34 protein-coding genes are annotated in these 22,465 nt (G+C 54.0%); 7 read left to right on the forward strand and 27 right to left on the reverse strand.

All coding sequences use genetic code 11. The features are described 5' to 3' along the window. Positions 1-279 precede the first annotated feature (279 nt). From HALLA_RS20940 to HALLA_RS20440, 10 genes are all read right to left on the reverse strand, one after another. Positions 280-450 (reverse strand): hypothetical protein, encoded by a 171-nt coding sequence (locus HALLA_RS20940; RefSeq protein ID WP_169732110.1) that lies wholly within the window; start codon positions 448-450, stop codon positions 280-282. Continuing rightward, positions 447-1,274, reverse strand: a complete 828-nt coding sequence (locus HALLA_RS04445; protein WP_049952269.1) for an ATP-binding protein — start codon at positions 1,272-1,274, stop codon at positions 447-449. Before HALLA_RS04445 ends, HALLA_RS20940 begins: the two co-directional genes overlap by 4 nt. Then, the gene (locus HALLA_RS20435) at positions 1,275-1,451 is read right to left on the reverse strand and encodes a hypothetical protein (protein ID WP_157231323.1); all 177 of its coding nucleotides are present in this window, start codon (positions 1,449-1,451) and stop codon (positions 1,275-1,277) included. Beyond that, positions 1,444-2,025, reverse strand: a complete 582-nt coding sequence (locus HALLA_RS04450; protein WP_049952270.1) for a hypothetical protein — start codon at positions 2,023-2,025, stop codon at positions 1,444-1,446. Before HALLA_RS04450 ends, HALLA_RS20435 begins: the two co-directional genes overlap by 8 nt. Further along, the gene (locus HALLA_RS04455) at positions 2,022-2,519 is read right to left on the reverse strand and encodes a hypothetical protein (RefSeq protein WP_049952271.1); all 498 of its coding nucleotides are present in this window, start codon (positions 2,517-2,519) and stop codon (positions 2,022-2,024) included. The genes HALLA_RS04450 and HALLA_RS04455 overlap by 4 nt, the downstream gene beginning before the upstream one ends. A 1-nt stretch (position 2,520) precedes the next feature. Further along, positions 2,521-3,102, reverse strand: coding sequence for a hypothetical protein (locus tag HALLA_RS04460; RefSeq protein ID WP_049952272.1), 582 nt, complete (start codon positions 3,100-3,102; stop codon positions 2,521-2,523). A gap of 4 nt (positions 3,103-3,106) precedes the next feature. Next, positions 3,107-3,661 carry a hypothetical protein gene (locus tag HALLA_RS04465; RefSeq protein WP_049952273.1) on the reverse strand — a complete coding sequence of 185 codons (555 nt, stop codon included), beginning with the start codon at positions 3,659-3,661 and terminating at the stop codon, positions 3,107-3,109. 1 nt (position 3,662) lies between these two features. Further along, a complete protein-coding gene (locus tag HALLA_RS04470) occupies positions 3,663-3,851 on the reverse strand; it encodes a hypothetical protein (protein ID WP_049952274.1) in 189 nt (62 codons plus the stop codon). Beyond that, complete coding sequence (locus HALLA_RS04475) at positions 3,848-4,177, reverse strand: hypothetical protein (RefSeq protein WP_049952275.1); 330 nt, start codon at positions 4,175-4,177, stop codon at positions 3,848-3,850. Before HALLA_RS04475 ends, HALLA_RS04470 begins: the two co-directional genes overlap by 4 nt. Positions 4,178-4,492: 315 nt before the next feature. After that, positions 4,493-4,726, reverse strand: coding sequence for a hypothetical protein (locus HALLA_RS20440; RefSeq protein ID WP_157231324.1), 234 nt, complete (start codon positions 4,724-4,726; stop codon positions 4,493-4,495). Between the two features lie 105 nt (positions 4,727-4,831). Here HALLA_RS20440 and HALLA_RS20445 point away from each other — a divergent pair, with 105 nt between their 5' ends. From HALLA_RS20445 to HALLA_RS04485, 3 genes are all read left to right on the forward strand, one after another. Further along, on the forward strand, positions 4,832-5,698 hold the full coding sequence (locus tag HALLA_RS20445) for a hypothetical protein (protein WP_157231325.1): 867 nt from the start codon (positions 4,832-4,834) through the stop codon (positions 5,696-5,698). Between the two features lie 246 nt (positions 5,699-5,944). Then, a complete protein-coding gene (locus tag HALLA_RS19870) occupies positions 5,945-6,604 on the forward strand; it encodes a site-specific integrase (protein WP_084568927.1) in 660 nt (219 codons plus the stop codon). Positions 6,605-6,674: 70 nt separating this feature from the next. After that, positions 6,675-7,313 carry an MjaI family restriction endonuclease gene (locus HALLA_RS04485; protein WP_084568928.1) on the forward strand — a complete coding sequence of 213 codons (639 nt, stop codon included), beginning with the start codon at positions 6,675-6,677 and terminating at the stop codon, positions 7,311-7,313. Here the strand turns inward: HALLA_RS04485 and HALLA_RS20450 are convergent. From HALLA_RS20450 to HALLA_RS21300, 4 genes are all read right to left on the reverse strand, one after another. Continuing rightward, complete coding sequence (locus HALLA_RS20450; protein ID WP_157231326.1) at positions 7,306-7,983, reverse strand: hypothetical protein; 678 nt, start codon at positions 7,981-7,983, stop codon at positions 7,306-7,308. The genes HALLA_RS04485 and HALLA_RS20450 overlap by 8 nt on opposite strands. A gap of 58 nt (positions 7,984-8,041) precedes the next feature. Next, positions 8,042-8,539, reverse strand: coding sequence for a hypothetical protein (locus HALLA_RS04490; protein WP_049952278.1), 498 nt, complete (start codon positions 8,537-8,539; stop codon positions 8,042-8,044). Then, positions 8,539-9,516 (reverse strand): hypothetical protein, encoded by a 978-nt coding sequence (locus tag HALLA_RS04495; RefSeq protein WP_049952279.1) that lies wholly within the window; start codon positions 9,514-9,516, stop codon positions 8,539-8,541. The genes HALLA_RS04490 and HALLA_RS04495 overlap by 1 nt, the downstream gene beginning before the upstream one ends. Positions 9,517-9,934: 418 nt before the next feature. Beyond that, complete coding sequence (locus HALLA_RS21300) at positions 9,935-10,246, reverse strand: winged helix-turn-helix domain-containing protein (protein ID WP_084568930.1); 312 nt, start codon at positions 10,244-10,246, stop codon at positions 9,935-9,937. 608 nt (positions 10,247-10,854) lie between these two features. Here HALLA_RS21300 and HALLA_RS04500 point away from each other — a divergent pair. From HALLA_RS04500 to HALLA_RS04515, 4 genes are all read left to right on the forward strand, one after another. Continuing rightward, positions 10,855-11,340 carry a helix-turn-helix transcriptional regulator gene (locus tag HALLA_RS04500; RefSeq protein ID WP_049953999.1) on the forward strand — a complete coding sequence of 162 codons (486 nt, stop codon included), beginning with the start codon at positions 10,855-10,857 and terminating at the stop codon, positions 11,338-11,340. A gap of 132 nt (positions 11,341-11,472) precedes the next feature. Further along, the gene (locus tag HALLA_RS04505; protein WP_049952281.1) at positions 11,473-12,480 is read left to right on the forward strand and encodes a tyrosine-type recombinase/integrase; all 1,008 of its coding nucleotides are present in this window, start codon (positions 11,473-11,475) and stop codon (positions 12,478-12,480) included. A 302-nt stretch (positions 12,481-12,782) separates the two neighbouring features. After that, the gene (locus HALLA_RS04510; protein ID WP_049952254.1) at positions 12,783-13,202 is read left to right on the forward strand and encodes an SWIM zinc finger family protein; all 420 of its coding nucleotides are present in this window, start codon (positions 12,783-12,785) and stop codon (positions 13,200-13,202) included. A 127-nt stretch (positions 13,203-13,329) separates the two neighbouring features. Then, entirely contained in the window at positions 13,330-13,782 is a 453-nt protein-coding gene (locus HALLA_RS04515) for a ribbon-helix-helix domain-containing protein (RefSeq protein ID WP_049952255.1), read from the forward strand. A 427-nt stretch (positions 13,783-14,209) separates the two neighbouring features. Here HALLA_RS04515 and HALLA_RS04520 read toward each other — a convergent pair whose 3' ends face one another. The 13 genes from HALLA_RS04520 to HALLA_RS04575 all read right to left on the reverse strand — a co-directional run bounded on the left by HALLA_RS04520 (position 14,210) and on the right by HALLA_RS04575 (position 22,015). After that, positions 14,210-14,431 (reverse strand): hypothetical protein, encoded by a 222-nt coding sequence (locus tag HALLA_RS04520; RefSeq protein WP_049952256.1) that lies wholly within the window; start codon positions 14,429-14,431, stop codon positions 14,210-14,212. Between the two features lie 2 nt (positions 14,432-14,433). Beyond that, a complete protein-coding gene (locus tag HALLA_RS04525) occupies positions 14,434-17,001 on the reverse strand; it encodes a hypothetical protein (protein WP_049952257.1) in 2,568 nt (855 codons plus the stop codon). 18 nt (positions 17,002-17,019) lie between these two features. After that, positions 17,020-17,559, reverse strand: coding sequence for a hypothetical protein (locus tag HALLA_RS04530; protein ID WP_049952258.1), 540 nt, complete (start codon positions 17,557-17,559; stop codon positions 17,020-17,022). Continuing rightward, entirely contained in the window at positions 17,556-18,353 is a 798-nt protein-coding gene (locus HALLA_RS04535; protein WP_049952260.1) for a hypothetical protein, read from the reverse strand. The genes HALLA_RS04530 and HALLA_RS04535 overlap by 4 nt, the downstream gene beginning before the upstream one ends. A gap of 106 nt (positions 18,354-18,459) precedes the next feature. Then, entirely contained in the window at positions 18,460-18,963 is a 504-nt protein-coding gene (locus HALLA_RS04540) for a hypothetical protein (protein ID WP_049952261.1), read from the reverse strand. Continuing rightward, positions 18,956-19,165 carry a hypothetical protein gene (locus HALLA_RS04545; RefSeq protein ID WP_049952262.1) on the reverse strand — a complete coding sequence of 70 codons (210 nt, stop codon included), beginning with the start codon at positions 19,163-19,165 and terminating at the stop codon, positions 18,956-18,958. Before HALLA_RS04545 ends, HALLA_RS04540 begins: the two co-directional genes overlap by 8 nt. Further along, positions 19,165-19,368 carry a hypothetical protein gene (locus HALLA_RS04550; protein ID WP_049952263.1) on the reverse strand — a complete coding sequence of 68 codons (204 nt, stop codon included), beginning with the start codon at positions 19,366-19,368 and terminating at the stop codon, positions 19,165-19,167. Before HALLA_RS04550 ends, HALLA_RS04545 begins: the two co-directional genes overlap by 1 nt. Further along, positions 19,365-19,595 (reverse strand): hypothetical protein, encoded by a 231-nt coding sequence (locus tag HALLA_RS04555; RefSeq protein WP_049952264.1) that lies wholly within the window; start codon positions 19,593-19,595, stop codon positions 19,365-19,367. Before HALLA_RS04555 ends, HALLA_RS04550 begins: the two co-directional genes overlap by 4 nt. Next, positions 19,595-20,248 (reverse strand): hypothetical protein, encoded by a 654-nt coding sequence (locus HALLA_RS04560; RefSeq protein WP_049952265.1) that lies wholly within the window; start codon positions 20,246-20,248, stop codon positions 19,595-19,597. Before HALLA_RS04560 ends, HALLA_RS04555 begins: the two co-directional genes overlap by 1 nt. A 49-nt stretch (positions 20,249-20,297) precedes the next feature. Then, positions 20,298-20,468 (reverse strand): hypothetical protein, encoded by a 171-nt coding sequence (locus HALLA_RS20455; protein ID WP_157231321.1) that lies wholly within the window; start codon positions 20,466-20,468, stop codon positions 20,298-20,300. 6 nt (positions 20,469-20,474) lie between these two features. Further along, positions 20,475-21,197 carry a hypothetical protein gene (locus HALLA_RS04565; protein ID WP_049952266.1) on the reverse strand — a complete coding sequence of 241 codons (723 nt, stop codon included), beginning with the start codon at positions 21,195-21,197 and terminating at the stop codon, positions 20,475-20,477. Positions 21,198-21,203: 6 nt separating this feature from the next. Continuing rightward, entirely contained in the window at positions 21,204-21,680 is a 477-nt protein-coding gene (locus tag HALLA_RS04570) for a hypothetical protein (RefSeq protein WP_049952267.1), read from the reverse strand. Positions 21,681-21,682: 2 nt separating this feature from the next. After that, positions 21,683-22,015: a hypothetical protein gene (locus tag HALLA_RS04575; protein ID WP_157231322.1), complete on the reverse strand. Its 333-nt coding sequence runs from the start codon at positions 22,013-22,015 to the stop codon at positions 21,683-21,685. Positions 22,016-22,465: the final 450 nt, after the last annotated feature.

Below are 22,465 nucleotides of genomic sequence, written 5' to 3' on the forward strand. Positions count from 1 at the left end.
TTTCTACGTTTTCGTTTTCTCACTTATTCTCGCCACCAGTGCAGGGGCTCTCAATAACGGAACGATAAATCCGATACATCAACTGGTGATAATTGTATCCAGTATCATTATCGGTGCCATTGTAGTATGGTCGGACGAAATTCCGTGGCCCGGTGACCCTTGAGACGAAAGTAGAATTCGGTGTCGAATGGTAGAATTATTCCATTGTACTGAACGATACGTGAGTTTTCTGTACTTAGCGCGAGTTTACGAAGTGTTCTGAATGAAGAAATCCTCTTACTATCTACTGTTATTCAGCAGTGGGACCGAGCCAGCGTCATCATAGGCGGCCATCAGTAAGCCGACTGCTTCGGGCTTCGAAGGCCGATAGCCCAGCTCGTCCTCGAGGTCGTCGAGCGCCTGCTCGAATCGATCGGCTTTCCCGCCAGTGAGGGTAATACAGTGTCTCATTCGGTGTCATAGGGGCTTTTGAGGGTCTGGCCCTGCGACCCATAGTGTTTCGAGGCCATCGGTACGTCGCCCGTGTCGACCCGCTCGATCAATCCGGAGTCGTTCGATCGAATCCACTCGCTTCCGATCGTGTTGCCAGCGTCGTTCGTAAACTTCCGGACTGGTAGGTTCTCGCCGTCAACGCGAATCCCGTCAGGGAGTTGGCTGACGTAACTCGATCGCGTGTCGTGGACCTCTGAGGGGTAATCGACGCTGATCTTTCCGAGGTCGGCGTCGCTCGAGAAGCCGCCGAGGATCTGCTCGTCCCACTGGGCGATGATCGTCTCATCCATCTCCGAGAGCCGTTGCGTCACCCAGAGCGACGAGAGGCCTTCCCCGCGGCCCGTGGTGGCAGCTTTCGAAGTCGCTTCGGGGAAGCCCTGTTGTTGGGGCGCGGCGATGTGCGCCTCGTCGATCGCCGTCAGGATCTTCGCCTTCGGGTGGTTCTCATAGAGTCGACGGCAGGCCGCACAGACGTTGCCGACGACTTCCCGCCAGTCGTCCCCGTCGATCCGGTAGCGCGGGATCACGACTCGGCCAGCGTCCTCGAGGATGGCCGCCCACTGTGCCGGCGAGAGGTCGACCTCATTCGGCCCGGCGATGTACCAGCCGCACAGGTCCGTTGCGTCGGTCGCTGGGGGCACGCCGTCGACGAGCCCACGGTATTCGTCTTTGTAGTCGAGGATCGCCGCGTAGTCCTGCTCTGGAAGGTTCTTCTCGAGCCATAGCTGTGTGTTGTACGACTTCCCCCAGCCGCTTTTCGCGGCGAGCCCGACCCGAGACATCTACTGTCCCTCGGTTGTCTCCTCGGGTGGTTCTGGCTCCTCGAGCACGACGACGTCCGGGCTCATACGCATCGCGCTCGTGGACCGATTGCGCAGCCGGTGGCTCGCCTCGAGCATGAGCGCGACGACGACCGTCATCGCGCCGAGGATCGCCTTCGACAGGCGCTCGTCATTCATCGGTTTGGTTCACCTCCTCGAGCGCGTCCGCCGCCCGATCGATGCCCTGTCCGACCGCTGCGAGGTTCCCGAGCAGGACCGTCGACGCCACGTTTTGGTGCTGATTCGGCTTCCAGATCACGACTCGAGTGACGAACTCGAGCACCGAGCAGTCGAATTGCTCGTTGATGTAGTGAGCGACGATCGCTGATCGCGGTCGCTCGTCGCCCTGCTTTCGATACGACTTCACGATTTTGTCGACTTCGGCGGCCCACTCGTCGCCCTCGAGGTCGAGATACCGGCGGGCCTGTTCGGCGTTGTCGATGTTCTCTGAAACGATTTCATCGAAGTAGAATCCCGGCACGTCGTCAGAGACGAGCGCCTGAATCATGCCCTTCATCGTCTCTTTGCGGTCCTCTTTTTCCGGGATGTGCTCGAGCGAGTCCAGCCCGATCACGTCGTGGAGTCGGACGACTTTCTCGATCAGTTCGATTTCCTTCTCGGCGATGAGGCCCGTTAGGAGGTCGCCCGCCTCGCCGTCGATCAGCTTCGACACCATGCCTTTCATCGCCTTCTGTCGCATTCCACCGATCATTCTACCACCTCGAGGACCGAGCCGACGATTTCGGGATTGCTCGCGAGCACGCTCATCGCGATGATCGATGTGCCGATGACGAGCGCCTGTCCGGGTGGCAGGTCCTCGGTCGCTCCGCGTTGTCGGACCCACTCGTTCATCGCTCGATCGAGCCCCAAGTCGCGGGCCATTTGCTCACCGATTGGTTCACCGTCGTGTTTCTCGATCACCGCGTTTGAGGTCGCAACGAGACCGCGAACGTACATGTCGCCCATTGTCCCGCCCTCGTTGATGATCGCCCCTGCCGACGTGCTTTCGTCGGTGTCGGCTTCGTCGTCGGTGGCATCGTCCTCGAGGTCGTCGTTGACTGCATCAAGGTCGATGTCGATGGTCGCCTCGTCGTCAACCTCCGGCTTCGATTCCTCGTCGATGTCGTCGGCCTCTTCTCCGAGATCGTCGGGCGTCGGTTCCTCCTCGTCGTCGACAGGCTCGGTTTCGGCTTCGGTCTCCGCCATTCTAGTCCTCCAATAGCGGCACTTCGTTCGTACTGCTCGAGTCGTCGTCCTCGCCAGTCGTCATCTCCGGGTTGCTCGAGCCGGAGCTACGGACCCGCAGGAAAACGATGACCGCGAAGATTACGGCAATGATCGCGACCGCGTACATCGGAGGGACGCTCGAGGGGAGCAGACCCCCCTTCGAGGCCCCCTGATCGCTGGTCGTCTGTTGGTCGTCGTCTGCCTCTCGTCCCTCGGTTTGCCTGGTCGTTTGCTGGTCGTATTCTTCGGGGCTAACCATGTCTTCCTCCTCGAGGGGGCCTTCACCCCCCTCGTCTGCCTGGTCGTTTGCCTCTTCCTGGGGGGTCTCTTCCTGGTCGTCTGCCTCGTCGTCGCTGGTCTCGTTCCCCTCGCCGTCCCCTGCTTCAGGGGCCTCGGGGGTGGTCGACCAGGCCCCCTCGTCCCTTGCTTGTCGGTGGTCTTCGTCGCTCATCGCGTTGATGTGGCCGTTCACCGCCTCCCTCGAGGCAAACGGTGGTTGGTCGTCATCCCATTCGTCTTCGTGCTTCTTGCACCCCTCAACGGGGCAGTAGTGGTCTGTCATGATGTTACCAGTCGATGTCTGTCTCGGTCAGTTCCCGATCGCCCAGTTCCTCGAACTCGACGAGAGACCGACCGCTTTCGATGTGAATTTCGTTGATCGCTGCCGCGGCTTCTTTCGCGTCGGCTATTCCGATCTGGTATCGAAGCCAAAGCTGCCGCAGAGCGCCGTAGATTTCACCGGGAAGATCGTCAGGGTCGTCGACTTCTTGGAGAGTAGCAATCTCGTCGTCATCGAAACCGCACGCCTCCTTTAGGAACTCGCAGGCGTCGTCTTCCCCATCCTCGCAGTAGTCTCGAGCCTGTCCGCACTGCTCGTTTCGAGCGCCTTCCACCGCTGCCAGTTGGCCGTCGACATCTTGCTCGTCATCGAGGCGATCGCCGTGTTCGTCTCTCCCTGCCGCTGCCTCGATCGTAGCATCCTCGATCACCCACTCGGGAGCACTCGAGGAGATCGCGACGGTCAGGAGGCGACGATCATCGTCACTGCACAGGTAGGACTCGTGTTCTTCACGGAAGCTGTCGGCGGCTGCCTTCGATCCGAACTCGACTCGTTCGGTCATCTCAGCGGAACTCCGCGACCGCCTCGCGTGCTTTCTCCGACGGCTCGCCATCGCCGAGGTACTTGTGACCGTGACCAGTGTCGCGGAAGCGGTAGACCGTCTCTTGGCCTGTTGCGTCGGTGAGCGTGACGACTCGAAACGTTTCCTGCTGGCCGTTCACTTTCCGATGGATCGTTTCGACTTCGGTCATGGGAACGTTGGATACGTGCCCGTGACGAAGCGGGCGAGTCGGCTGTTCTTCGTCGTTCGATCATGCCCGTCGAAACCGCCATCGGGTCGTTTCTCGAGCAGTGATGAGCGCTCGAGGACATCCGTCAGGTCCGGAGTGACGTGCCAAGAGGTCTGTCCGGCGGGTGTTTCGACCCAGATCACCGGCCAGCCTTCGTGTAGGTACCAGCCGGCGGAGCCCGGCCACTGGATCGCGGCCAGCCTCGCGAAGCCGATCGCGAGCAGATTGCGATCGTGATAGACTTCGTCGATACTTTTCTCGTCGGGTGGAGGTTCTTCAGAACCCATACTCAATAGGACTCGAGAAAGGAGATAGCAATCAGGAATATCATAGTCCCGTACTGGTGAGACTAATATTTAAACAGATTCAGTGCCTGTTAGGAATGTAGACATGCCGATCCATCAGTTGGTTCAAGTTGGTAGAACGTCGGGCGGTGTTGTGCTCCCGAAGAGCGAACTTCGGGCGCTTGGATTGGTCGATGACGAGGGTCACGTGAAAGACCAGCCGGTACGGGTCACACGAACAGATGAAGGAACGTGGGAAGTAGCGTTAATCAACCCAAATGAGTATCCAAAATAGAATTTTGAAGTCAGTGTGAAAATTCACTTATAGCCCTTATTATCAGATATCAGCCCTCTCACAAGGTAAAATAATGAACTAAATAGAATCACAAGACCAGTTATGAGTGCTGGGAATATAACAGAACTATTATTGACATTTGCCTGTTGGTTGAGTGTGTATAACGATGCTGTTTGTACCAAGAGAAGCATTGCAAGCGGAATAGCTAGTACTGCAATCCCTCGATAAAATTCTGTAGTAGAAACCTCACTTGACATGCTTTATGTTTGGTTAATCTTTTAGATCAATCTGTCGATATCGAATATATTATTACCCATAGTATATCAGTAGATTTATAACATTTATTGTCCAAGGTATTTTTGATGGTAGATATCACACGACGATCTTGCATCAAATCCATCGGAGGAATTGTTTCGTTAGCAACTGTTGCAAACACAAGTGTTGCAGCCCAAGATTCAGAATCAAATTTCCGAGAACAACTTGACCAGCTTATCAGCCATGGCCGTACCGACGAAGCGAAGGACCTTCTTGAAAGTCACGATCTAAAATATGACATGCACAAGAATGAATATTCTATCTTAAATTCAACAACTCCTGAGGATTCTACCTCAAATTCAACAAACTCTGGTGGAGTCTCTACACAGGACTTCTATAATTATGGGGATTCAACAATTGAATATACACTCTCTGAACTCCCCTCAGGCAAATATTTAGCAAATATCAATTGGGTATTAAAAGAAGATGATAATGCCTTACATGGAGCAGAAAGGCCTTATCCTAAAGACGGTGTTGCAATTGCATGGGAAGATAGCCAATGGGGATATGTTGATGAGAGCATAGACCGGCTAAATATACAGTATTGGTACGATGAACCAGGTGGCGATTTCAATAATGCAGAAAGAGTAGAAGAGAATACTCCAGAATTGAAAAGTGGTCCATTTATGGAACCTGCAAACTCTGTGGGTATCCTAGTTGATGATCGGGGCCACCTAGGTATTGATGCAGACGAAATGCGTGGCCATCTCAGCCTGAAACTTCGTAAGCAGGATAGTCATATTGGCTCAGTGGGTATGAATTATTCACACAATTGGACACCCGCACATAAAGAAGTAGGTAATATTATCGGAAGCGTTGACTTCTCTGGTAAAGTTTCAAGTATCAGTGTTTCTGTTCCCTCAGGGGCCGATAAGTGGTCTAATTCGAAGGGTAGAGAAGTTTTGGAAAGTTAAACATGAGCATATAGACCAATATATTAGATTCACACATTCCATAGTCTGTATGCACCCGTGAGAATGCCAGAGTTTGTATTTGACTTGTGACTTGAGCCTACTGAGTACGCATATGTCTTTGTCATAATAGGCCTGTCCGAGAACCCGGTCTTCGAGGACATTTGGAGTGAGATTGGGGCTGATTTTCGTACTGATAACCCGATCCTTCATGTTCTGTTGGGACAAAACTGAGAATTGAGGACACTAATGAGACTCAAGCCGTACCCTCATCGTGAGGGCAAGCGAGTGTGGTTGGGCAATGACGAACTCGAGTCCGTGATCGGCCAAGCGAAGAACACTGAACAGACAATTGCGTTTTTACTGGCCGGGCGGTGTGGGCTGCGGCGTTGTGAGATCGTCCAAGTGACGCCCGCCGATGTTGTCGATACCCCGACTGGTACGCACATGCGAGTCTGGGAAGACGTTGCGAAACAGGAGCACTACCGTGAGCCTCCAATCTCCGATCGACTGGTGACGTATATCGACGCGCACACCGATGCCGCTGGTATTGGACCCGCTGATCCTATTGTCGATGTCGCAGACAAGACAGTGTATCGCTGGGTACAGCGAGCTGCCGAACGGCTTCAGGCTGAAAGTGGCGATCGTGGCTGGTCGTTCCTTGACGTTCACGACCTTCGTCGGACTTGGGGAACGAATTTGCTCGAGCAAGGTGTGCTGCCGTCGGTTGTGATGGATTGGGGCGGATGGGATGACTGGGAGACGTTTCGCCACCACTACCTTGGTGAATTCTCACCAGAAGCGATTCGGCGTGAACGCGGTAAGGTAAATTATCTTGAAGGGCCAGTAAGTAGTAATTCAGAATCGAATCATAAGGAGATAGCGCCACCAGGAACAACTCCTACCTAAGAGTTTATAGTAGAAATATAGGTAAGTAATTTTACCCTAGAACTATACTCTTGTGACATTATTCTCTTTTATGGCTAATGAGCTACATATATCAAAAAGTGAACGGCGACGAATCGCAGTTGGTCAAGATCTCGAGTATCCCAGGTATTCAACGAAGATAATTAATCTTGCTTGTCACACTGCGCAGGCTACAAGTCGTAAATCAGTTGGATCATTAGACGAGATTCTTGAGGAATTCGAATCTGAACACCCTGATGCGACTTTTGAAGATTGGGTGGCTTACTATAACGAGCGGTATAATGGCAAGGTAAAGGTCCAGAGATCAGCGAAGAAAACCTACGAAATGGTCGAAAATATGCGCGAAGCTATTGACCTCATTACATACGACATGGTCGAGCAGTGGGTTGAAGATCTTATTCTATACAAGTCGTACATGGGATTTGATGCCCGCGAGGTGATTCTCCCAAAGCTCGGTCGCGAACTACAGATGGGATCGAGACTGGCAAGCCCCGAAGAGATGTCAGAAGGAATCAGCGGTTATCTTGGTGACCAGCCAATTTGCTTGAGATCATTAAAGCACGATAAAGGTCCAGCGATGTATGAAGATGCTGGTGTACCAGTAGTATACTATGAGGAAACAAATTCAGGTGGATACAGGGTTGAGATGAAAGAATTGAGTCGGACCTTAGACGAATTTAAATCTAATTAAACCCGTCTGTATGATGTAGGATCTCGTCATGGATATATTGTAAGAATTGCTCAGTCTCGAGGTTAGAAGGTTGGTATAAATCAAGATAGCCACTTTCTGTAATTGTCATTTTAGTTGAGAAATCGTCATACTCATATTCTAATCCTAACTGGTTGAGTTTTGAGTGTGTCAAAACATCGCCAATATCACCATCTTCAAGAACGTTTTCCCCAAATACAGTTCCTTTCTTAGCCTGCCCATCATTTCCATAAAACCCTGTCTGCCATTGATTTGCACTAGTATGCTCGTTTAAGAAGGAATAAAGATCTAAATTCGCACGCTCAGTAGTCGCATCTGTTTGTTCATTTAACAGATCAAAAAAGAATTCACCAGAACCACTATCAATTACTGCAAATGAATCAGGAACTACAACAAATTCAGTATAATATGTGGTTTTTGATCGTTCTTCTGTAGATATTATGTCCCCTCCAGAGAATTCGAAAGAATCTATTTTCTCTACTCTCTGAATTGCAGCATGCCCCTGATATGCTGTCATACCGTTTGGACCTCTAAGCGGTTTTCGTATATCGAGTGCTCTATTCAACTCAAATTTTCCATCTTGTCGGCTTTTTTTAAATGATTGAGGTTCTTCGAAGCTTCCATCGACTAAACCAATCACTCCAGAGTCCATGCCTCTATGGTATAACTACTGTTACTTAACATCTTAGGAATATAGAACATAGGGTAAATTAGTCTATATTGATGTTTTCTGCAATAGCATAAAATCTGGCTGGCAATAGGTATAGAGAAATAATATAGTGGCCAATCAAGAAATAAATTAGGAAAGAAGCCATCGTTCTGAGTGGCAGATCAACTGGAGCCAGCTTGTTCTTAGAGCTTATTAAGAATACGAGTACTATAACTAAGGTTGCCAACCCCAGAATAACAGCATACATTGTGTGGTTCCGTGTATTTTTGACCAATTTCTCTTCTCTCTCTGTGGGTTCGTCACTTACTCGGCCAATTAGCAAAAGCATTGCATTGATTGAGAAACCAATCAATATCGCTATGGCAGGAATAAGAACTTCAGCTAAATCTCTTGTAAGATTCATTCCGCTAAGTATGAGTATTATGGATATTGCAGTAGGGATTACGCCAAAGATGATTACTGCCCTCTTTTTCGATGAGTCACTGACTAACGACTTATAGTGTTCTCGAACTATCGGGAGAATACTAAATAATCCCATTAGAGTAATGGTTTACCTGGTATTCCATCTTCATTGTGATCATCCAAGATATCGTTAGCAAAATCCCTTGCAACTTCCGACAGATCAGAACAGTCTGGGTGGCCTTGATTATCTAGATCGATGTCGTCTTTTTCAAAATCTAAAACCTGATTCATATTGACTTCCTCTTGAAAGAGTGATAGAGTTCTTTGTGAGCCATCGTCTTCAATTCTTAGTTTCCCATCAGAGAATTCCTGATCTCGGATTGTAACAGCTGAACGTTCCGAATTGAAGAACACATCCTTCAGCTCGTCTACATTTACGGGGATGTTTCCACCAGCAGTCGAACTATCGAAAATCAGTTTCTCGTTAGCCTGCCCATAGCTTTTGAACGGCGACCCAAGTTGGTCATGAAGAGCTTTTGCTGAGCGTGTTTTTGTCAACTCAAGTGAAAGGAGTCGGTCCGCGTTTTCTACCTTCTCATAGAGATCCTCTGTAACAACTGGATCATAATGGACCAGACAATTGCCTCGTTTCCCCATCCAGTCACTCACAACCTCTTCAAACGGCATTTTTGTCCCTAAATTGCCGATCTTTTCCAAAATCAGGAGTGCCCTTTTCTTGTTGTCCGATGGTAACACTATTAGAAAATAATATGGAAGTACAACAGCGTCATCTGCCCCTCTGGCTTCTTCTTTCAGCGAGTCATCGTTAACATTCCTATGGTCTGCTCCTGTTCCATATCTACCGGTTCGAAGAACACCCTCTATTATCTCATCATTTGAATTGGTATTTTTCACACTGAGTGTCTTCTCCATTTTTGGCAATTTCTCATAACCTGTATTGTAATCGGAGCAGAAATTATCAAAGGCGTCTATTATATTGTTCACTGAAAAATCAGTACCTTCCCCCATCAGATTATTGAGCTGAACCCTCTCTTCAGGTTGGTACTTCTTTGTGAGATGTATCCAGTAAGGAATTAGTTTATGAGTCGCCATTTTGTTACTTGCCCCAAGATGTTATCATACCATAAAAGTTATTGCTCTAATTCATTTTCAAATAGAATGTTCATCACCGATCCTGTCTGAATTTTGTGTTATGACTCTTCAGAAGAATATGCTACGAGTCAATTACGAATCACTCGAGGAGATGGCCGAGGCCGGTTCTCAGCATCAAGCCGACCGTTGAGGTACTCTTGTCCGTTGCTGGTGATCTCGTACATGTTACTGCCCTCGAAAATCGGAGCAAGGAAACCTGCGTGAGAAAGCATCTGACACCGCTCTTTGACCCGCCCACGCGAAGCGTCGAACTTCATTACTCGAGACATGTGACGCGGTGTCGACCAGGAGTCCTCCGCAAGATGTTCTAAGATTCGCTCATCCAGCGTACACATCCAGCGGGCTGGCTTTCGACTCATTATGATTCAGAGGTTTCACTGGCGCTTGGACCACTGCTCGAGTTACCCTGATTAAGGAAAACTTCGTTTTCAGCGTCGTACTCCTCATCAAGATAGGCTTTTCCCACGTCCGTAATGACATACGCACCATTTCCGATAGGCGTCAGTAATCCGTGTTCTGCAAGCTTCTTACATCGGCGAGAAACATGCGCATTCGAGACTCGAATACTCTCACTATCAGTGAGTTCGCCAACTGTGGCCCCCTCATTCTCACGAAGATACTCGAGGATGCGATCGTCCCATATTGTCATCCACGTTCCCGACTCTCTCATTACATTCTCTTAGGGAGACACTCACCTTTTTGTTCGGTTTTCTACCTAAATGAGTTTATTATCCTGATTAGGAGCACCGTTACATATATGTAATATCGGTTCTTTGTGCTGAGCACGGAGCTACCAACGCGGGTGAAGATGACTCTTGTTGGCATGTGAGACCGGGCGGCGCTGCAACGCCGCCCAGAAGGTAGCTCCGTTATCAGAGCATGAATTACGGAACTTCCGTGGGGACTGTACCCCACGCACGACAAGAGGCATCGCCCACGAATAATTCTGACGCAACGCGAGCAACGTGTGTCTGCGGCGCTCGAGCAACCGGATACGACGCTAGGCTCAAGGCGTCAGTCTGTGACCGCTGTGCGCGACTGCGCTGTGACGGCGGTAGACAGAAGGAACTTCCTGAGCACGTCCTTGAGGCGACTTCTGACGACATACTCGAGCAAGGCCGCGTGATGGCCCTCTACGAGTACGAGAAGAATCACATCTCGATCGAGCACGAAGAACGCGAGTGTCGCGTCTGCGAGGGAGAGACCTACCACCGCATCGAAACCGACGATTACCGCTCTCGGACTGCTTCAGTGTGCGGTACTTGCGGTGAGACCGCCGTGACCCTTACCGATGGCGGTTCAAACCTCTACACCTGTGACACGCCCCAGTGCGATGGGTGGAAAGAGGTCGTCACGCCGGACGGCTACGTTTGTCACGACTGCGCGGACGAACTCGAGAAGAAGTACGAAGCCGAGCCCAGATTACTCGCTGATGGAGGAATCGAGTGGGGCGATCTTTCCGGCTTTCAGCGTGACATTCTGGAAGAGATAGCTCGTCTTGAGACGGTCGGCGAAGACTGCTACGGGCTCGCAATCAAGGAGGAACTCGAGCAGTATCACGACGAAGTACTCCACGGCCGGCTCTACCAGAACCTCGACAGTCTGGTCGACGATAAACTTCTTGAGACCGGTAAAATCGATGGTCGGACGAACAGTTACACACTGACTTCCGAGGCCAAGGCGTTGCTCAAGGAGAGCGTCTATCGTCGGGCCAAGGCGTGTGGACTCGAGGTATCCGCAGCCGATGGTGGTCACAATGAATGATAGTTCGTACACGATAGGGTTCTGTCCAGATGGCGGCGCATACGTACTCGCCATCCAAGATGAAAATGGAGCAACGTGTCCTGTCTGTGGCTCAGAGGTCGAAACTGAAGTTCAGAAGATCAGAGGAAAACTATGAGCAACGATCTCGAGCCACTCTCGCCCCAGGAGGCCGTCGACCTCTACGTAGCCCACCGCGAACTTGAGGTGAGCGCAAAGACGCTCCAGAACCACGAGTATCGACTCAACGCGTTTGTGGAATGGTGCAACGAGGTCGGGATCGACAACCTCAACGACCTCTCCGGGCGCGATCTCCACCGATACCGCGTCTGGCGACAGAAGGACGTCAACGTCGTCACCCTTCGCGGCCAGCTCGCAACACTACGCGTGTTCCTCGAGTTTTGCGCGTCGATCGACGCCGTCGAACCGGGAATGCGCGAACGTGTGAAGCTTCCCGATGTCGATCGCGCCGACGAAGCTCGAGACGTGATGCTCGACGAAGATCGTTCCCGGATGCTACTGAGCTACCTCGAGCGGTACAGCCGCGCGAGCCGGAGTCACGTTATCGTCGCGATTCTCTGGCACACGGGAATCCGTCTCGGCGGTCTTCGAGCGATCGATCTCGATGACTACGAACCGGACGAACAGTGCGTTTGGCTACGCCATCGTCCTGAATCCGAGACGCCGCTGAAGAATCAAGGGCCTGCTGAGCGCCCCCTCGCGTTGGACGACTACTATACCGACGTGATCGACGAGTACATTCGATTTCACCGGCACGATGTCGTCGACGAGTACGGACGCGAACCACTCGTAACGAGTGACCGAGGACGGCTTAGTTCCGGTCAAATCCGATCGGAAGTGTATCGGCTGACACAGCCTTGTCTGTACAAGGACTGTCCGCACGATCGCGACCCGGACGACTGTGAGGCTCGAGTCTACGGTCACTATTCAGAGTGTCCGAGTAGCCTCTCACCGCACACGATTCGGCGAGGTTCGATTACCTACCAGCTTCGCGAGGACATCCCCGAGGAGATCGTCAGTGATCGCTGTGACGTTTCCTCAGATATCCTCGAGCGACACTACGATCGACGAACAGACCGCGAAAAGATGGAACAGCGACGCGACTTCATCACCGATCTTTAAAAGGAAAATGACCCACACGAAGCGCGGAGTTAGCACTCCTACGAAGAGATGCATCGAAAAAGTCCGAGGGAACGGAATTCAGGCGGTAGAGGGCCTGAAACACTTAATTACGTATGGACTCGCCGGGCGGGCAATTGGGAAACGCGGTCATGGGCAACCGCAGTACAGCGGAGGGGTCAGAGCATGACCCGATACTGTCCACACTGTGGTGGTCGGATGCGAACCAAAACGTCGATGGGCGGCATCCCTCGAACAGTTTGTGAAAACGGCCCACATCCCGCTGTGGAGGTGGATCAGCAGCAATGAGCGCGTTCGAACAACCTGTTGATGTCGAGCCGCTTGACTTTCTCGAGCAGCGCGACGGCGAGACAGCGTCTTGGGAACGTGCTCGTCCCTCTGACGCCCTGATAGAGCCGTTCGGTCGGTTCGGTTACAGAGTAACATTACGAGACGGCGAAGAAGTCCACTACTGCGCTCTCGGGCTCGAAGACGGCGAGTACATCGGACGGTGTGACTGCAAGGGCTGGAAGTACCACGACGGTCCCTGCGCCCATCTCTGCGCTCTACGAAAGGCCGCCTTCATCGGATCGATCGACCTCAAGACAACTGACGGCAGTCCGGACGACGAACTCGAGATGCACCAGGCGACCGGCGAGATTCACGAAGGAGAACGACACGATGCATCGATAGAACAGACACAAGAGCGGGGGCTACTCCCATGATTCGCACACACACCCGCTCACGAGAGGCCTTCGTAGGTCACCACACCCCCCTTGCATCCGAACTGCATTTCCCGACGCCGTCTGCGTATTCACGACTTATGCAAATCGAGGTGGCTCGATGAGCCGAATGGATCACGACCCGACGAGTCGAACTTCATTCGGGTGCCCATCGGATATTCTCGAAAAGCTCGATGAGATCGCCGACCGCGAGGATGTGAGCCGAAGTAAGAAGCTTCGCGAACTGGTTCGACGCGAGGTCGAAGCAAAAGGGGATCTTGAAGGACCAACACCAGTCCTTCCCGACAACGAGAGACTGTCGAAGGCCTACCGAACCCTTCACGATCGAGCCCATGCACCGTACAAAAACAACCCTCGAGTAAAACTCGAGACTGCGAAGAACAAACTCTATAGCAACGAGACGCCCAAGAGTGCAGTTCTCGATGAGATAATCAAACCGCTCGAGAATCTGGGGTACCTCTCTGTCTGGCCCGGAAATCAACACGTCTGGGTAATCGTCCCACCAATGCAGTACACCGATGGTGAGGATATCGTCGAGTCGGCAGAGAAAGCAACTGCCTGAATCCTGTTTCTTGATTCTGAGATTTGAGGCTCTGTTGGAGTCATAATATTCACACGTATTTTTAGCGTGAAACACACGCACACTACAGATGCGTATCTGTCACTTGCGACGGATTGGTTGTACAAAGGCGTAAGCACAAATAAGTAGACTGAGAATAGTGAAAGGCATTGCTACTCGGTCTTGGCTAATGATGAATCCTGCTGTGAGAACCGATACCGCTACAGCAATGAGTGCTGTGTGGATCGAACGGAGGTATACATGGGATGTTGTTTCCTCACCGGTCATATATATGCTATCTGTGTATTCTGTATTAACCTTGTGGAGAGATATACTGTACTGAGCGATTCTTGAGTCCCCTGTACTTACCGCACAGGATAACAAACCGATCCTGTTCTAATGATTTGAACAGAACCAGATTTTGGTGTTTTCACCCCCATCTCTGAGGTATGAAACCGTCAACACCTAGCGTCTGGAACGAGTGTTCACCGAGGTTCACACCACGCCGTCCGAGGTAGAGTGGCGAGTTCGTCGACGCAACGAGGCGGTCGCCGATCCATACCTCGAGGTCGTAGTCGACAGGATACTCTTGGTCGGGAATGTCCATATCCTCCGCAGTCGGCCGGCCGGCAGTCTCGTCAATCTCGGCCATCGCTAGGAGCCACCCCCGTTGTACGCCGCCATCGCCTCGTCGATTGCCGCCGGCTCCTCGTAGAACACTGGCTCATCCGAGAGCGAGCCGTCCGTCGCGAGATAGACGACCTCGCCCTCAGTGTCGTAGGCCGAAAGGAAGAACCGAAACGTGCCGCTGTAGGCGCGCTCCTGGCCGTAGAGGTGCCACCCGTTCATCGAATCGATATACGCGCCCGACTCGGGCCTGTACTCGTCGCGCGGGATCAGCACCGACACCGGGATGTTCACCATCAATCCGAGATAGTCGCGTTGGAGCGCCCCGACCGACGCCGTGATGCCCGGATTCGTCTCGCTCGTCGCCTCAGCGTACACGTCGCCAGCCACCAGTTCGGACGGGTAGACATCCGGAATCCGAAACATCGCATCCAGAACCATCGGCCAGCGGGTGACTCCCATCTCGGGAATCTGGCCGGCACCCTGCTCGAGCGCGATCGTCTGGTGCGACACCGAGCCGTCGCTCGAGCACCCGATCGAGATATCCGGGTGATCCGGCCCACTGACGAACGGGTCCGGTAGTTCCTCCGCTGGGACGTGACCGACGACTCGATCATAGATCGGCTCGTTGCTGTAGCCGTCCTCGAGGTCGTTCTCGTCGCCGGCGTTCTCGCGCTCGGCGTTCAGCGTCGCCACCTCCTCGGCGTCGATCCGCTCGATATCCGTCGACAGGGGTCTGGCGTGGACCGTGCCGATAAAGTCCATCACCTCGTCCTCGGTATAGGACTGCCACGACCACTGAAACAGCGAGTCCATCGTCATCGGGTCGCTAAAGCTGCCGTCGACGACTGCATAGGCCATGTCGTCGTCTTCGTTTTGCGTCTCGATCATCTCGAGCGAGAGGGTCGCCTCGCCCGTCACGTCGACCTCGTCGACGACCGTCGGATTCAATCGGAAAATCTGGCGAAACTCGGTCGTCGGTTCCGTGATCCGGGCTTCGACTTCCGTCGTTCGCGAGCCGCCGATCTCGAGGCGATCCGAGGGCAGGTGAATGCCGTTGTCGATCGTCAACGTCGACGACGACGTACCTAACTCGATGACCTTCGTGCCGACGTTGAACAGGGTGCCGCCGGTGATATCGAGCGCCGACTCGGTTCCCGAGTTCGCGAGCGCCGTCGCCTCGATCGAGACCATCGTCGTCGCGTTCCCATCCGCAAACTGGTACTGATTCAGTGGCGCGGATGACGATGCATCGAGGTTGATGATGCCCTGGTCGTCGTCGTGCTCGACATCGAGCGTATCGATCCGGTGATAGTAGATGTCCTCCTCGAGGTCCTCGTTCCGATCGGCGAACACACTATCATCGATGTGAACCGCGTCGATCTGTACCTCGTCCGGATTGTATTCGAGGGCTGCCTCGAAGCTATCAAACGGGTTTTCTGAGTAGCGTATCCGCAGTTCACCGCGTAGCGATTCACCCGGCGGGATGCAGCCCAGGCCCGAGATAGATATTGATGGCGTTGGCGGCTCACGCTCGCCGTCGTCCTCACCGTCGTTATCGTCGTCTCCATCGTCTCCATCGCCTCCGCCGCCACTGCCGCTACTGCCGCCACCGTCGCCGCCGTCTCCATCTCCGTCAGGACCCGGCCACTCACTCGCCGGATTCGAGCTTTCGCCGTCATCACCGTCATCGCCGTCATCTCCATCGTCACCGTCGTCGCCATCGTCGCCGTCGTCCTCACCATCGTCCTCACCGTCGTCATCGTCCGACTCTGGCGGCTTCACCTGTTCAGACACATCGGTCGGGCAGTTGTAGATCACCTCGACATCGATCAGCGTCAGCCCGGAATCTGCGTCCGTCGACGAGTCGACGATCTCGATCGAGACAGAACACTCCTCGCCGAACGCTTCCACGCTTGCATCCTCCCAGATAGAGGGGTCTTCCGCGTAGATGGCGATTTGCTGCTCAACCGTGACAGGCCACTCACCGGTCGCATACGACTCCTGCCAGTCGAAATTCGCGTACATCGGCGTCCCTAACTCATCGTGATAGTACGCGCCGCCCTCCTCGAGGTCGTCGACGCCTTCCAGCAGGACGTTCAGACCCGATCCATCGCCATCAAGGACGTACTGGCTCGGTTCGGTATGCGCGAATGTGTCTGTTGAATCGAACCCACGCAGGAACAGACTCGCGAGCCCGTCGATCCCGACGCCACCGATCCCCGTGACCGATCCCGATTCCACGGACCCGAGTTCCATCGACTCGGTCGAATCGAATCCCTCGAAATAGAGAGCCGAGTTCGAGACTTCGAATGATTGGAGTTCGGCATCTGCTTCCGTGTCGTCAACCGTGTAGTCCGCCGAAACCCAGTACGTTGCGCCTGCTGCTGCCTCGAAAGCGTCGAATCCCTCGATTGATCTGCCATCCTCGAGCGAAACCGTCGCTTGGTTCGCTGCTGTCTCGCCTCCGTTGGGATCCTGGTAGAGCGTGAGGTCAATCGAGTTGGCGTCGGCTATCGAGGTTTCGATGATCGCAAACCTAACCCTGTAGTCCCACACTGTCGGTTCCGTCGTGAAGGTTGCTATTTCAGTCATTTGTTATTTTAGTTAGGGCTATAGTCGTTCAATATCGATCTTGTAAACCTCAACTTCAGCATGGTTGAGCGTGGAGGAGAGGTTATCTAAGGCACCGACGTATAATTCACAGATTTCAGAGACATTCTCTACATCAATCGATACCCCTGACCCTGTTGATCCGGGGGTGAAGGTGAAGGTGTCAATTTCATCGCCGGTATCAGGGTCTCTCATCCGAACAACAGCGCGACCCTCTTGCTGAGTCATCGCCCATTCAACAACTAACCTATCAATCTGTGAGAAATCAATTGGTTCGTTATATTTGAAAGAGGACTCTGAAACTGAACCGCTATCGTCGTCTTCAGCAAAACAGTAGAGATGATCGGACTCTTTCGAGCGGCTTCCCGAGTCTGTTCGTCCAGCTACCCAATTTTCTTCACCTTGCCCCTCGTTATATAGTCCGTACTCAGGGAACAAAGAGAGATAGTCATAAGAGACGCTACCTCCCGCAAAAAAGAGGTTTGCAGACGAAACTACGTTCTCCTCCGAGAGGTTAAACGAGAAGGATTCCCCGTTCATGCGCTCTCCTCCGGAATTTCGTAGAACGCGAAGAGCGTCCCTTGAGCGTCCACTCTTACGTCGTGCTGTTCTGTGCTATTCGCGACGGAAAACTCGTAAAAGACGTACTTGTCCAGTTGATCGGTCGCTAGATCTGCGCGGTCCCACGTTGATCGGGGATCTTCATCATCTCTGAGTTCAGTACTGTAGCTCAAGACGGTCGTCCCGTTAAATCTGATCGAAGTGCCACCCGTGTAACCCACGCCACTCGATTCATTCTCGATCTCGACGGCCCCGATTCCAATCAGGTTGTGGAGTTCGGAGGTATCGGTCAGCGAGACAGCGGCCGTCTGAGTCGCCGAGTCATTCGTGTTGTCGAGTTTCCACAGTCCGAGGTGGGTTGCATCCGGGTAATCGTAGAAGTAGAGGCCAACATCCGATGCAACGAACTCCCCCGGGTTCCCTAACTGCTCTCTGATATTCTCGATATGGTCTTTCAGTCTATTATGACGGACTGGGCGAGGTCCAGTCGAGAAATTATCTCTGTCCTTCAGTATTCGGTCTTCATCGATCGGGTCGTCTGTCTCGATCCAGACGACTACCCACCCGTCCGTTTTCACCCGGAAATGAATCGTATTCCCGCCGATCGAGTCGGTTAACTGGCCGGTTACGCCATTATCGTAGGGCTCCCACGAGTCGATTGGCTGGTAGTCGATCGCGTCGACCGGGTCGATCGAGGTCGCGCCGGCCTCGAGGGCGTTCCACCAGGCCATGATCGAAACCGCGCTATCGTCGATATCTGGCAGTGTCGCCATTACTCGCCCGCCTCGTTCTCGTCGCTCTGGTTATCGCTCGATTCGCCTCTCAGTGCCTCTTTCGGTGGTTTCGTATGTTCCATGAATCTCTGAAAAGTGATCGTCCTCAGTCCATCGCCATGACGAGAATCTGCGTATCCTCGTCGTCCTCCGACCGCTTGCGAACGGACATCGCCGACGCATCGAGCCCGCCCTCGGGGGCGACCGTGAACGGCGCGTTTTCCTCCTCGAGCGGAATCTTGCGGTTGTCGCCCGACTGGCGGAAGGACACATAGATGGGCTGATCGAAGCCCCAGAGCGTCACCTGTGTCGCGGGGAAGCCCCAGTTCAAGATGCCCTCAGATTCGTCGTGTGTGTCGACTGCGAGCGGTTGCTCGGTGACGAAGTAGTTCGCCTCCTGTTGGTCTGGCCGGTCCTCTGACGGAAAGCCGGCGTCCCCACGGTTCTCGATCTGCATCTCCATCAAGATCGCCGCGAGCAGCGACTGGGTCTCGTCCTCGAATAGCTGGTACAAGAGGTCTCCCGACCGCTGTGGAAAGTACGGATCGAGGAGATGGTCGACGGCCGTGTTCGTGTTGCCGAACGGGATTGCACTCGGTGGTTCACTCATTGTTGTCTTGGCCTCCGTCTGTCGCTACGTCTTGGATATCGTGCCGGAGCGACCGCAGTACTGCGGTATGTTCTTGAATCGATTCGAGCCACTTCTGGCGCTCTTCGCGACGGTCGTCGCGCTCCTCCTGGTACTGGCGGAAGAGGAGCAGGAACGCCGCGATGGGGAAGCCGAGACTGCTTATCAGTTCAACAGCCTCCATCACTCACCCCCCTCCACGAGTTGCCAAACGAGCACGACCGCGATGAGCGCGAACAGCAGCATCATGGCGTTGTTCAGGTCCGAGAGGATCGGTACCCCCGAATCGTCGCCTCCGAACAGGTTGATGCCATAGCCGCTGAGCACGCCCGTCGCCGCCGCCCGAAGCCGCGTTCCCGCGAGCACGCTGGCGAGTGGAACCGTCATTTCTTCAGCAGGAGGATGAGGACGAGTGCTGCCCCTCCTGCTAGCAGCAGTAACGTTTGCTGATCCATGCCTGCGATGCCCTCTGGTTCGTCGTTGTTCCCGCCCCCGCCGAGGAACGGAATGCCGTCCATCATCGTCCCGAGCGAGAGCCCGGTTGCGCCGGCTGTGAGCAAGCCGGTTGAGCCGGTGAGTGAGCCGGCGAGCGCGCCGGCCAGTGGGACCGGCATTAGAGAATCACCCACGCTAAGACGACGATCGCGGCGATGATCCCCGCGACGATCATCAGCTCTTGCTGGGTGGTGGGTTGACCGTTTCCGTTACCGTTCCCTCCGCCACTGTCGTTACCACCACCGCCGTCGTTACCGATGATCGGGATGTCGCTGATGTCGATTCCGCCGATTGACTCGCCGTCATTCGACAGGTAACTCCACGTCGCATAGAGCGGGTTGCCAGCCGCCAAGAGGGTTGAGTCGCCGTCTGCGGCGTTCTCGCCCCAGTCGGTCACTGCGTCGACGGTGTCGTTACCCCAGTCGGTGACCGTATCGAAGCTGTCACCGCCCCAGTCGGTGATCCCGTCGACGCCGCCGGCGAGCCCATCCGTCACATCGTCGAAGCTGTTGCCGCCCCAGTCGGTGACGTTATCGACGGTGTCGCCGCCCCAGTCGGTGAGGTCGTCGACGCCGCCAGTGAATCCGCCGGTCACGTCGTCGATGGTGTCGCCACCCCAGTCGGCGAATCCATCGGTCAGGTCGCCGACGCTGGTATTGTTGTTCCATTCGACGAATCCATCAACGCTTCCGGTCACGTCGTCGACGACGCCCGACCCGGTGTCGGCCACGTTGTCGATGATGTTCGAACCGGGCAGATTGCCGAACGGCACTAGGGATCACCGGGCGGTCGATCCCATATCGTTCGTGTGTTGTGTTTGATCATTTGACTGATACCCAGATGTTGATGACGACGAGCACCACGTTCACGACCGTCAGGATCAGCAGCAGGTCGTCTTTGCAGATCGGCTCTGAACCCGACGACTCGGTGTTGGTAACCGAGTAGCCGCCGTCTCCGTAGGTGGTGTCGCCGTGCTCGAGGAGCGGGATCACGAAGGATCACGCTCGGTTGATGATGTCGTGTGCAACTGCTCGCGCAAGTCCCTCGAGGTCCTGACTGCCCTGCACGTACGGGAGCGAGATGATCGCGTTCCGCGCTCGCGTTCCGCTTGCGTCGTCCGCAAAGGTGATCTGATAGTCCGGATCGGCGTAGACGTTCACCCGCCAGTCCTTCGGGACGACGCGCATCAGTTCGGTCTCGCCGATCTCGAAGTGACGCGGTTCCTCGTCCTGATCGCGCTGGTGCATGAGTTCCATCGGTTCCTCGAAGATCCGTTCCGAAACCGATCCATGCGTGGACGGAGCCTGTTTCTCGATTTCGAGCGGGCAGTCCGCGCCGCTGATGTAGTACGCTGCGAGGTCCTGTGCGTTCCCGTCATCGGTGTACTCGAAGGAATTCGCGCCGTAGTCGACGTTACTCGGCGAGATTTTCGACCCGTCTGCGAAGACGAGCAGGTCGCGCGACTGGGGACTCTCGAGGAGATCGTGCGAGAGTTCGAACGTCTGCGCCTCGGTCTGGCCGGCACTCGTGAAGGTCTCGAAGGCCGGGATGGCGAGCCGCAGCGGGCGGTCCTGGCGGAGCACCAGCGGGTTCGGCGCTTGGAAACTCGCGATGAGCGACCGCGACCCGCTCTCGGCGGAGCCCAGGTCGAAATCGTCACGCTTCAGACGTGCCGGCGTCCCCTGCATGTTCCGAAGCTGGGTGATGATGGTATCGAACATCCAAAATCACCGCTGGTGTTCCGAGACGCCCGTTCGTTCGAAGTACAGTTTCGATTCCCCCCAGTCGATCGCTTCGTCTGAGTTGATTTCGACGGCGAACTCGTCGACATCTCGAATGTTGACGCGCTCGGCTTTGAGTTCGTGTTTTACCGAGTCGACGTGATTCGAGTCCTGCTGTTGGGAGATCGACTTGTTGTTGTAGGTGCTGATGTTGTCCTGTTCGTACGAGAGGGTCTGATACCGGGTGTCGCCCGGTCTGCGGCCCGACAGGACCATGGTCGTATCCGTCGGCAGGGGATCGCCGTCTGCGTCGAAGAGTTTGGCGTAGATCGCGATGCCTGCCGCATCGCCCTGCGAAACCTCGTTCTCGATGGTGACGTAGGTCCCGTCTTCCGGATCGACCGTGAAGATCGGTGTGAGTTCGTTCGGTGAGTTGGCGACCGTTTCGACGATGTTGCTGTTGTGGTTCAGATTCTTCCCCATGGTTAGTTACCTGCGAGAGTGTCCGTGATTTCGAGCCGGTTCGAGACGACGTTCTCCGCGATGTACACGCCTGATCCGAGGCCGACCGAGTGGCGATGACTGCCACTCAGGACGTAGCCCGAGCCGAAGATCATCGCGAGACCATACACCTCGTTCGGCAGAGTGATGATGTCGCGTCCCTCGAGGGTCGACTTCACGAAGAACGGAAGGAGATACCCCGCGAAAACGAGGATTACCTCGAACCACATTCCGAAATCGAGCAGTCGCCCGAGTTCGCCCTGGGCTGTGTCGGTTGCGGACTCAGCCGCGTCGGTCACTGCATCAGTTGGTGCCATTGCAGAAACTCGAATCGGGGTTCTCGGCATTATACCCCCTACGAAACGCAGACAGAGCGTTCGTTAGATTTCGTTATCAGTAGTTGGTAATACAGTATCTTTTTTCAGAGCCGGGTGTGAAAATGAGGCATCCCGGTTCGGTAACTACAGGTGCGTATTTACTGCCGAGAATTTATGTGATTCTACCTGTTAGTCCAACTATGATAAATTATCTCGAAGAAGTTCCGTGGGGTAATCTTTGGCGCTGGGGAGTAAGTTCGTTGTTGTTTTTCTACGTTTTCGTTTTCTCACTTATTCTCGCCACCAGTGCAGGGGCTCTCAATAACGGAACGATAAATCCGATACATCAACTGGTGATAATTGTATCCAGTATCATTATCGGTGCCATTGTAGTATGGTCGGACGAAATTCCGTGGCCCGGTGACCCTTGAGACGAAAGTAGAATTCGGT

Source organism: Halostagnicola larsenii XH-48, assembly GCF_000517625.1.
Taxonomy (GTDB): domain Archaea; phylum Halobacteriota; class Halobacteria; order Halobacteriales; family Natrialbaceae; genus Halostagnicola; species Halostagnicola larsenii.

Bases quoted from the DNA above. Each gene is read 5' to 3' on its own strand.
- HALLA_RS20940 (WP_169732110.1), bottom strand. From the start codon at position 450: ATGAGACACTGTATTACCCTCACTGGCGGGAAAGCCGATCGATTCGAG.
- HALLA_RS04445 (WP_049952269.1), bottom strand. From the start codon at position 1,274: ATGTCTCGGGTCGGGCTCGCCGCGAAAAGCGGCTGGGGGAAGTCGTAC.
- HALLA_RS20435 (WP_157231323.1), bottom strand. From the start codon at position 1,451: ATGAATGACGAGCGCCTGTCGAAGGCGATCCTCGGCGCGATGACGGTC.
- HALLA_RS04450 (WP_049952270.1), bottom strand. From the start codon at position 2,025: ATGATCGGTGGAATGCGACAGAAGGCGATGAAAGGCATGGTGTCGAAG.
- HALLA_RS04455 (WP_049952271.1), bottom strand. From the start codon at position 2,519: ATGGCGGAGACCGAAGCCGAAACCGAGCCTGTCGACGACGAGGAGGAA.
- HALLA_RS04460 (WP_049952272.1), bottom strand. From the start codon at position 3,102: ATGACAGACCACTACTGCCCCGTTGAGGGGTGCAAGAAGCACGAAGAC.
- HALLA_RS04465 (WP_049952273.1), bottom strand. From the start codon at position 3,661: ATGACCGAACGAGTCGAGTTCGGATCGAAGGCAGCCGCCGACAGCTTC.
- HALLA_RS04470 (WP_049952274.1), bottom strand. From the start codon at position 3,851: ATGACCGAAGTCGAAACGATCCATCGGAAAGTGAACGGCCAGCAGGAA.
- HALLA_RS04475 (WP_049952275.1), bottom strand. From the start codon at position 4,177: ATGGGTTCTGAAGAACCTCCACCCGACGAGAAAAGTATCGACGAAGTC.
- HALLA_RS20440 (WP_157231324.1), bottom strand. From the start codon at position 4,726: ATGTCAAGTGAGGTTTCTACTACAGAATTTTATCGAGGGATTGCAGTA.
- HALLA_RS20445 (WP_157231325.1), top strand. From the start codon at position 4,832: ATGGTAGATATCACACGACGATCTTGCATCAAATCCATCGGAGGAATT.
- HALLA_RS19870 (WP_084568927.1), top strand. From the start codon at position 5,945: ATGAGACTCAAGCCGTACCCTCATCGTGAGGGCAAGCGAGTGTGGTTG.
- HALLA_RS04485 (WP_084568928.1), top strand. From the start codon at position 6,675: ATGGCTAATGAGCTACATATATCAAAAAGTGAACGGCGACGAATCGCA.
- HALLA_RS20450 (WP_157231326.1), bottom strand. From the start codon at position 7,983: ATGGACTCTGGAGTGATTGGTTTAGTCGATGGAAGCTTCGAAGAACCT.
- HALLA_RS04490 (WP_049952278.1), bottom strand. From the start codon at position 8,539: ATGGGATTATTTAGTATTCTCCCGATAGTTCGAGAACACTATAAGTCG.
- HALLA_RS04495 (WP_049952279.1), bottom strand. From the start codon at position 9,516: ATGGCGACTCATAAACTAATTCCTTACTGGATACATCTCACAAAGAAG.
- HALLA_RS21300 (WP_084568930.1), bottom strand. From the start codon at position 10,246: ATGAGAGAGTCGGGAACGTGGATGACAATATGGGACGATCGCATCCTC.
- HALLA_RS04505 (WP_049952281.1), top strand. From the start codon at position 11,473: ATGAGCAACGATCTCGAGCCACTCTCGCCCCAGGAGGCCGTCGACCTC.
- HALLA_RS04510 (WP_049952254.1), top strand. From the start codon at position 12,783: ATGAGCGCGTTCGAACAACCTGTTGATGTCGAGCCGCTTGACTTTCTC.
- HALLA_RS04515 (WP_049952255.1), top strand. From the start codon at position 13,330: ATGGATCACGACCCGACGAGTCGAACTTCATTCGGGTGCCCATCGGAT.
- HALLA_RS04520 (WP_049952256.1), bottom strand. From the start codon at position 14,431: ATGGCCGAGATTGACGAGACTGCCGGCCGGCCGACTGCGGAGGATATG.
- HALLA_RS04525 (WP_049952257.1), bottom strand. From the start codon at position 17,001: ATGACTGAAATAGCAACCTTCACGACGGAACCGACAGTGTGGGACTAC.
- HALLA_RS04530 (WP_049952258.1), bottom strand. From the start codon at position 17,559: ATGAACGGGGAATCCTTCTCGTTTAACCTCTCGGAGGAGAACGTAGTT.
- HALLA_RS04535 (WP_049952260.1), bottom strand. From the start codon at position 18,353: ATGGCGACACTGCCAGATATCGACGATAGCGCGGTTTCGATCATGGCC.
- HALLA_RS04540 (WP_049952261.1), bottom strand. From the start codon at position 18,963: ATGAGTGAACCACCGAGTGCAATCCCGTTCGGCAACACGAACACGGCC.
- HALLA_RS04545 (WP_049952262.1), bottom strand. From the start codon at position 19,165: ATGGAGGCTGTTGAACTGATAAGCAGTCTCGGCTTCCCCATCGCGGCG.
- HALLA_RS04550 (WP_049952263.1), bottom strand. From the start codon at position 19,368: ATGACGGTTCCACTCGCCAGCGTGCTCGCGGGAACGCGGCTTCGGGCG.
- HALLA_RS04555 (WP_049952264.1), bottom strand. From the start codon at position 19,595: ATGCCGGTCCCACTGGCCGGCGCGCTCGCCGGCTCACTCACCGGCTCA.
- HALLA_RS04565 (WP_049952266.1), bottom strand. From the start codon at position 21,197: ATGTTCGATACCATCATCACCCAGCTTCGGAACATGCAGGGGACGCCG.
- HALLA_RS04570 (WP_049952267.1), bottom strand. From the start codon at position 21,680: ATGGGGAAGAATCTGAACCACAACAGCAACATCGTCGAAACGGTCGCC.
- HALLA_RS04575 (WP_157231322.1), bottom strand. From the start codon at position 22,015: ATGGCACCAACTGATGCAGTGACCGACGCGGCTGAGTCCGCAACCGAC.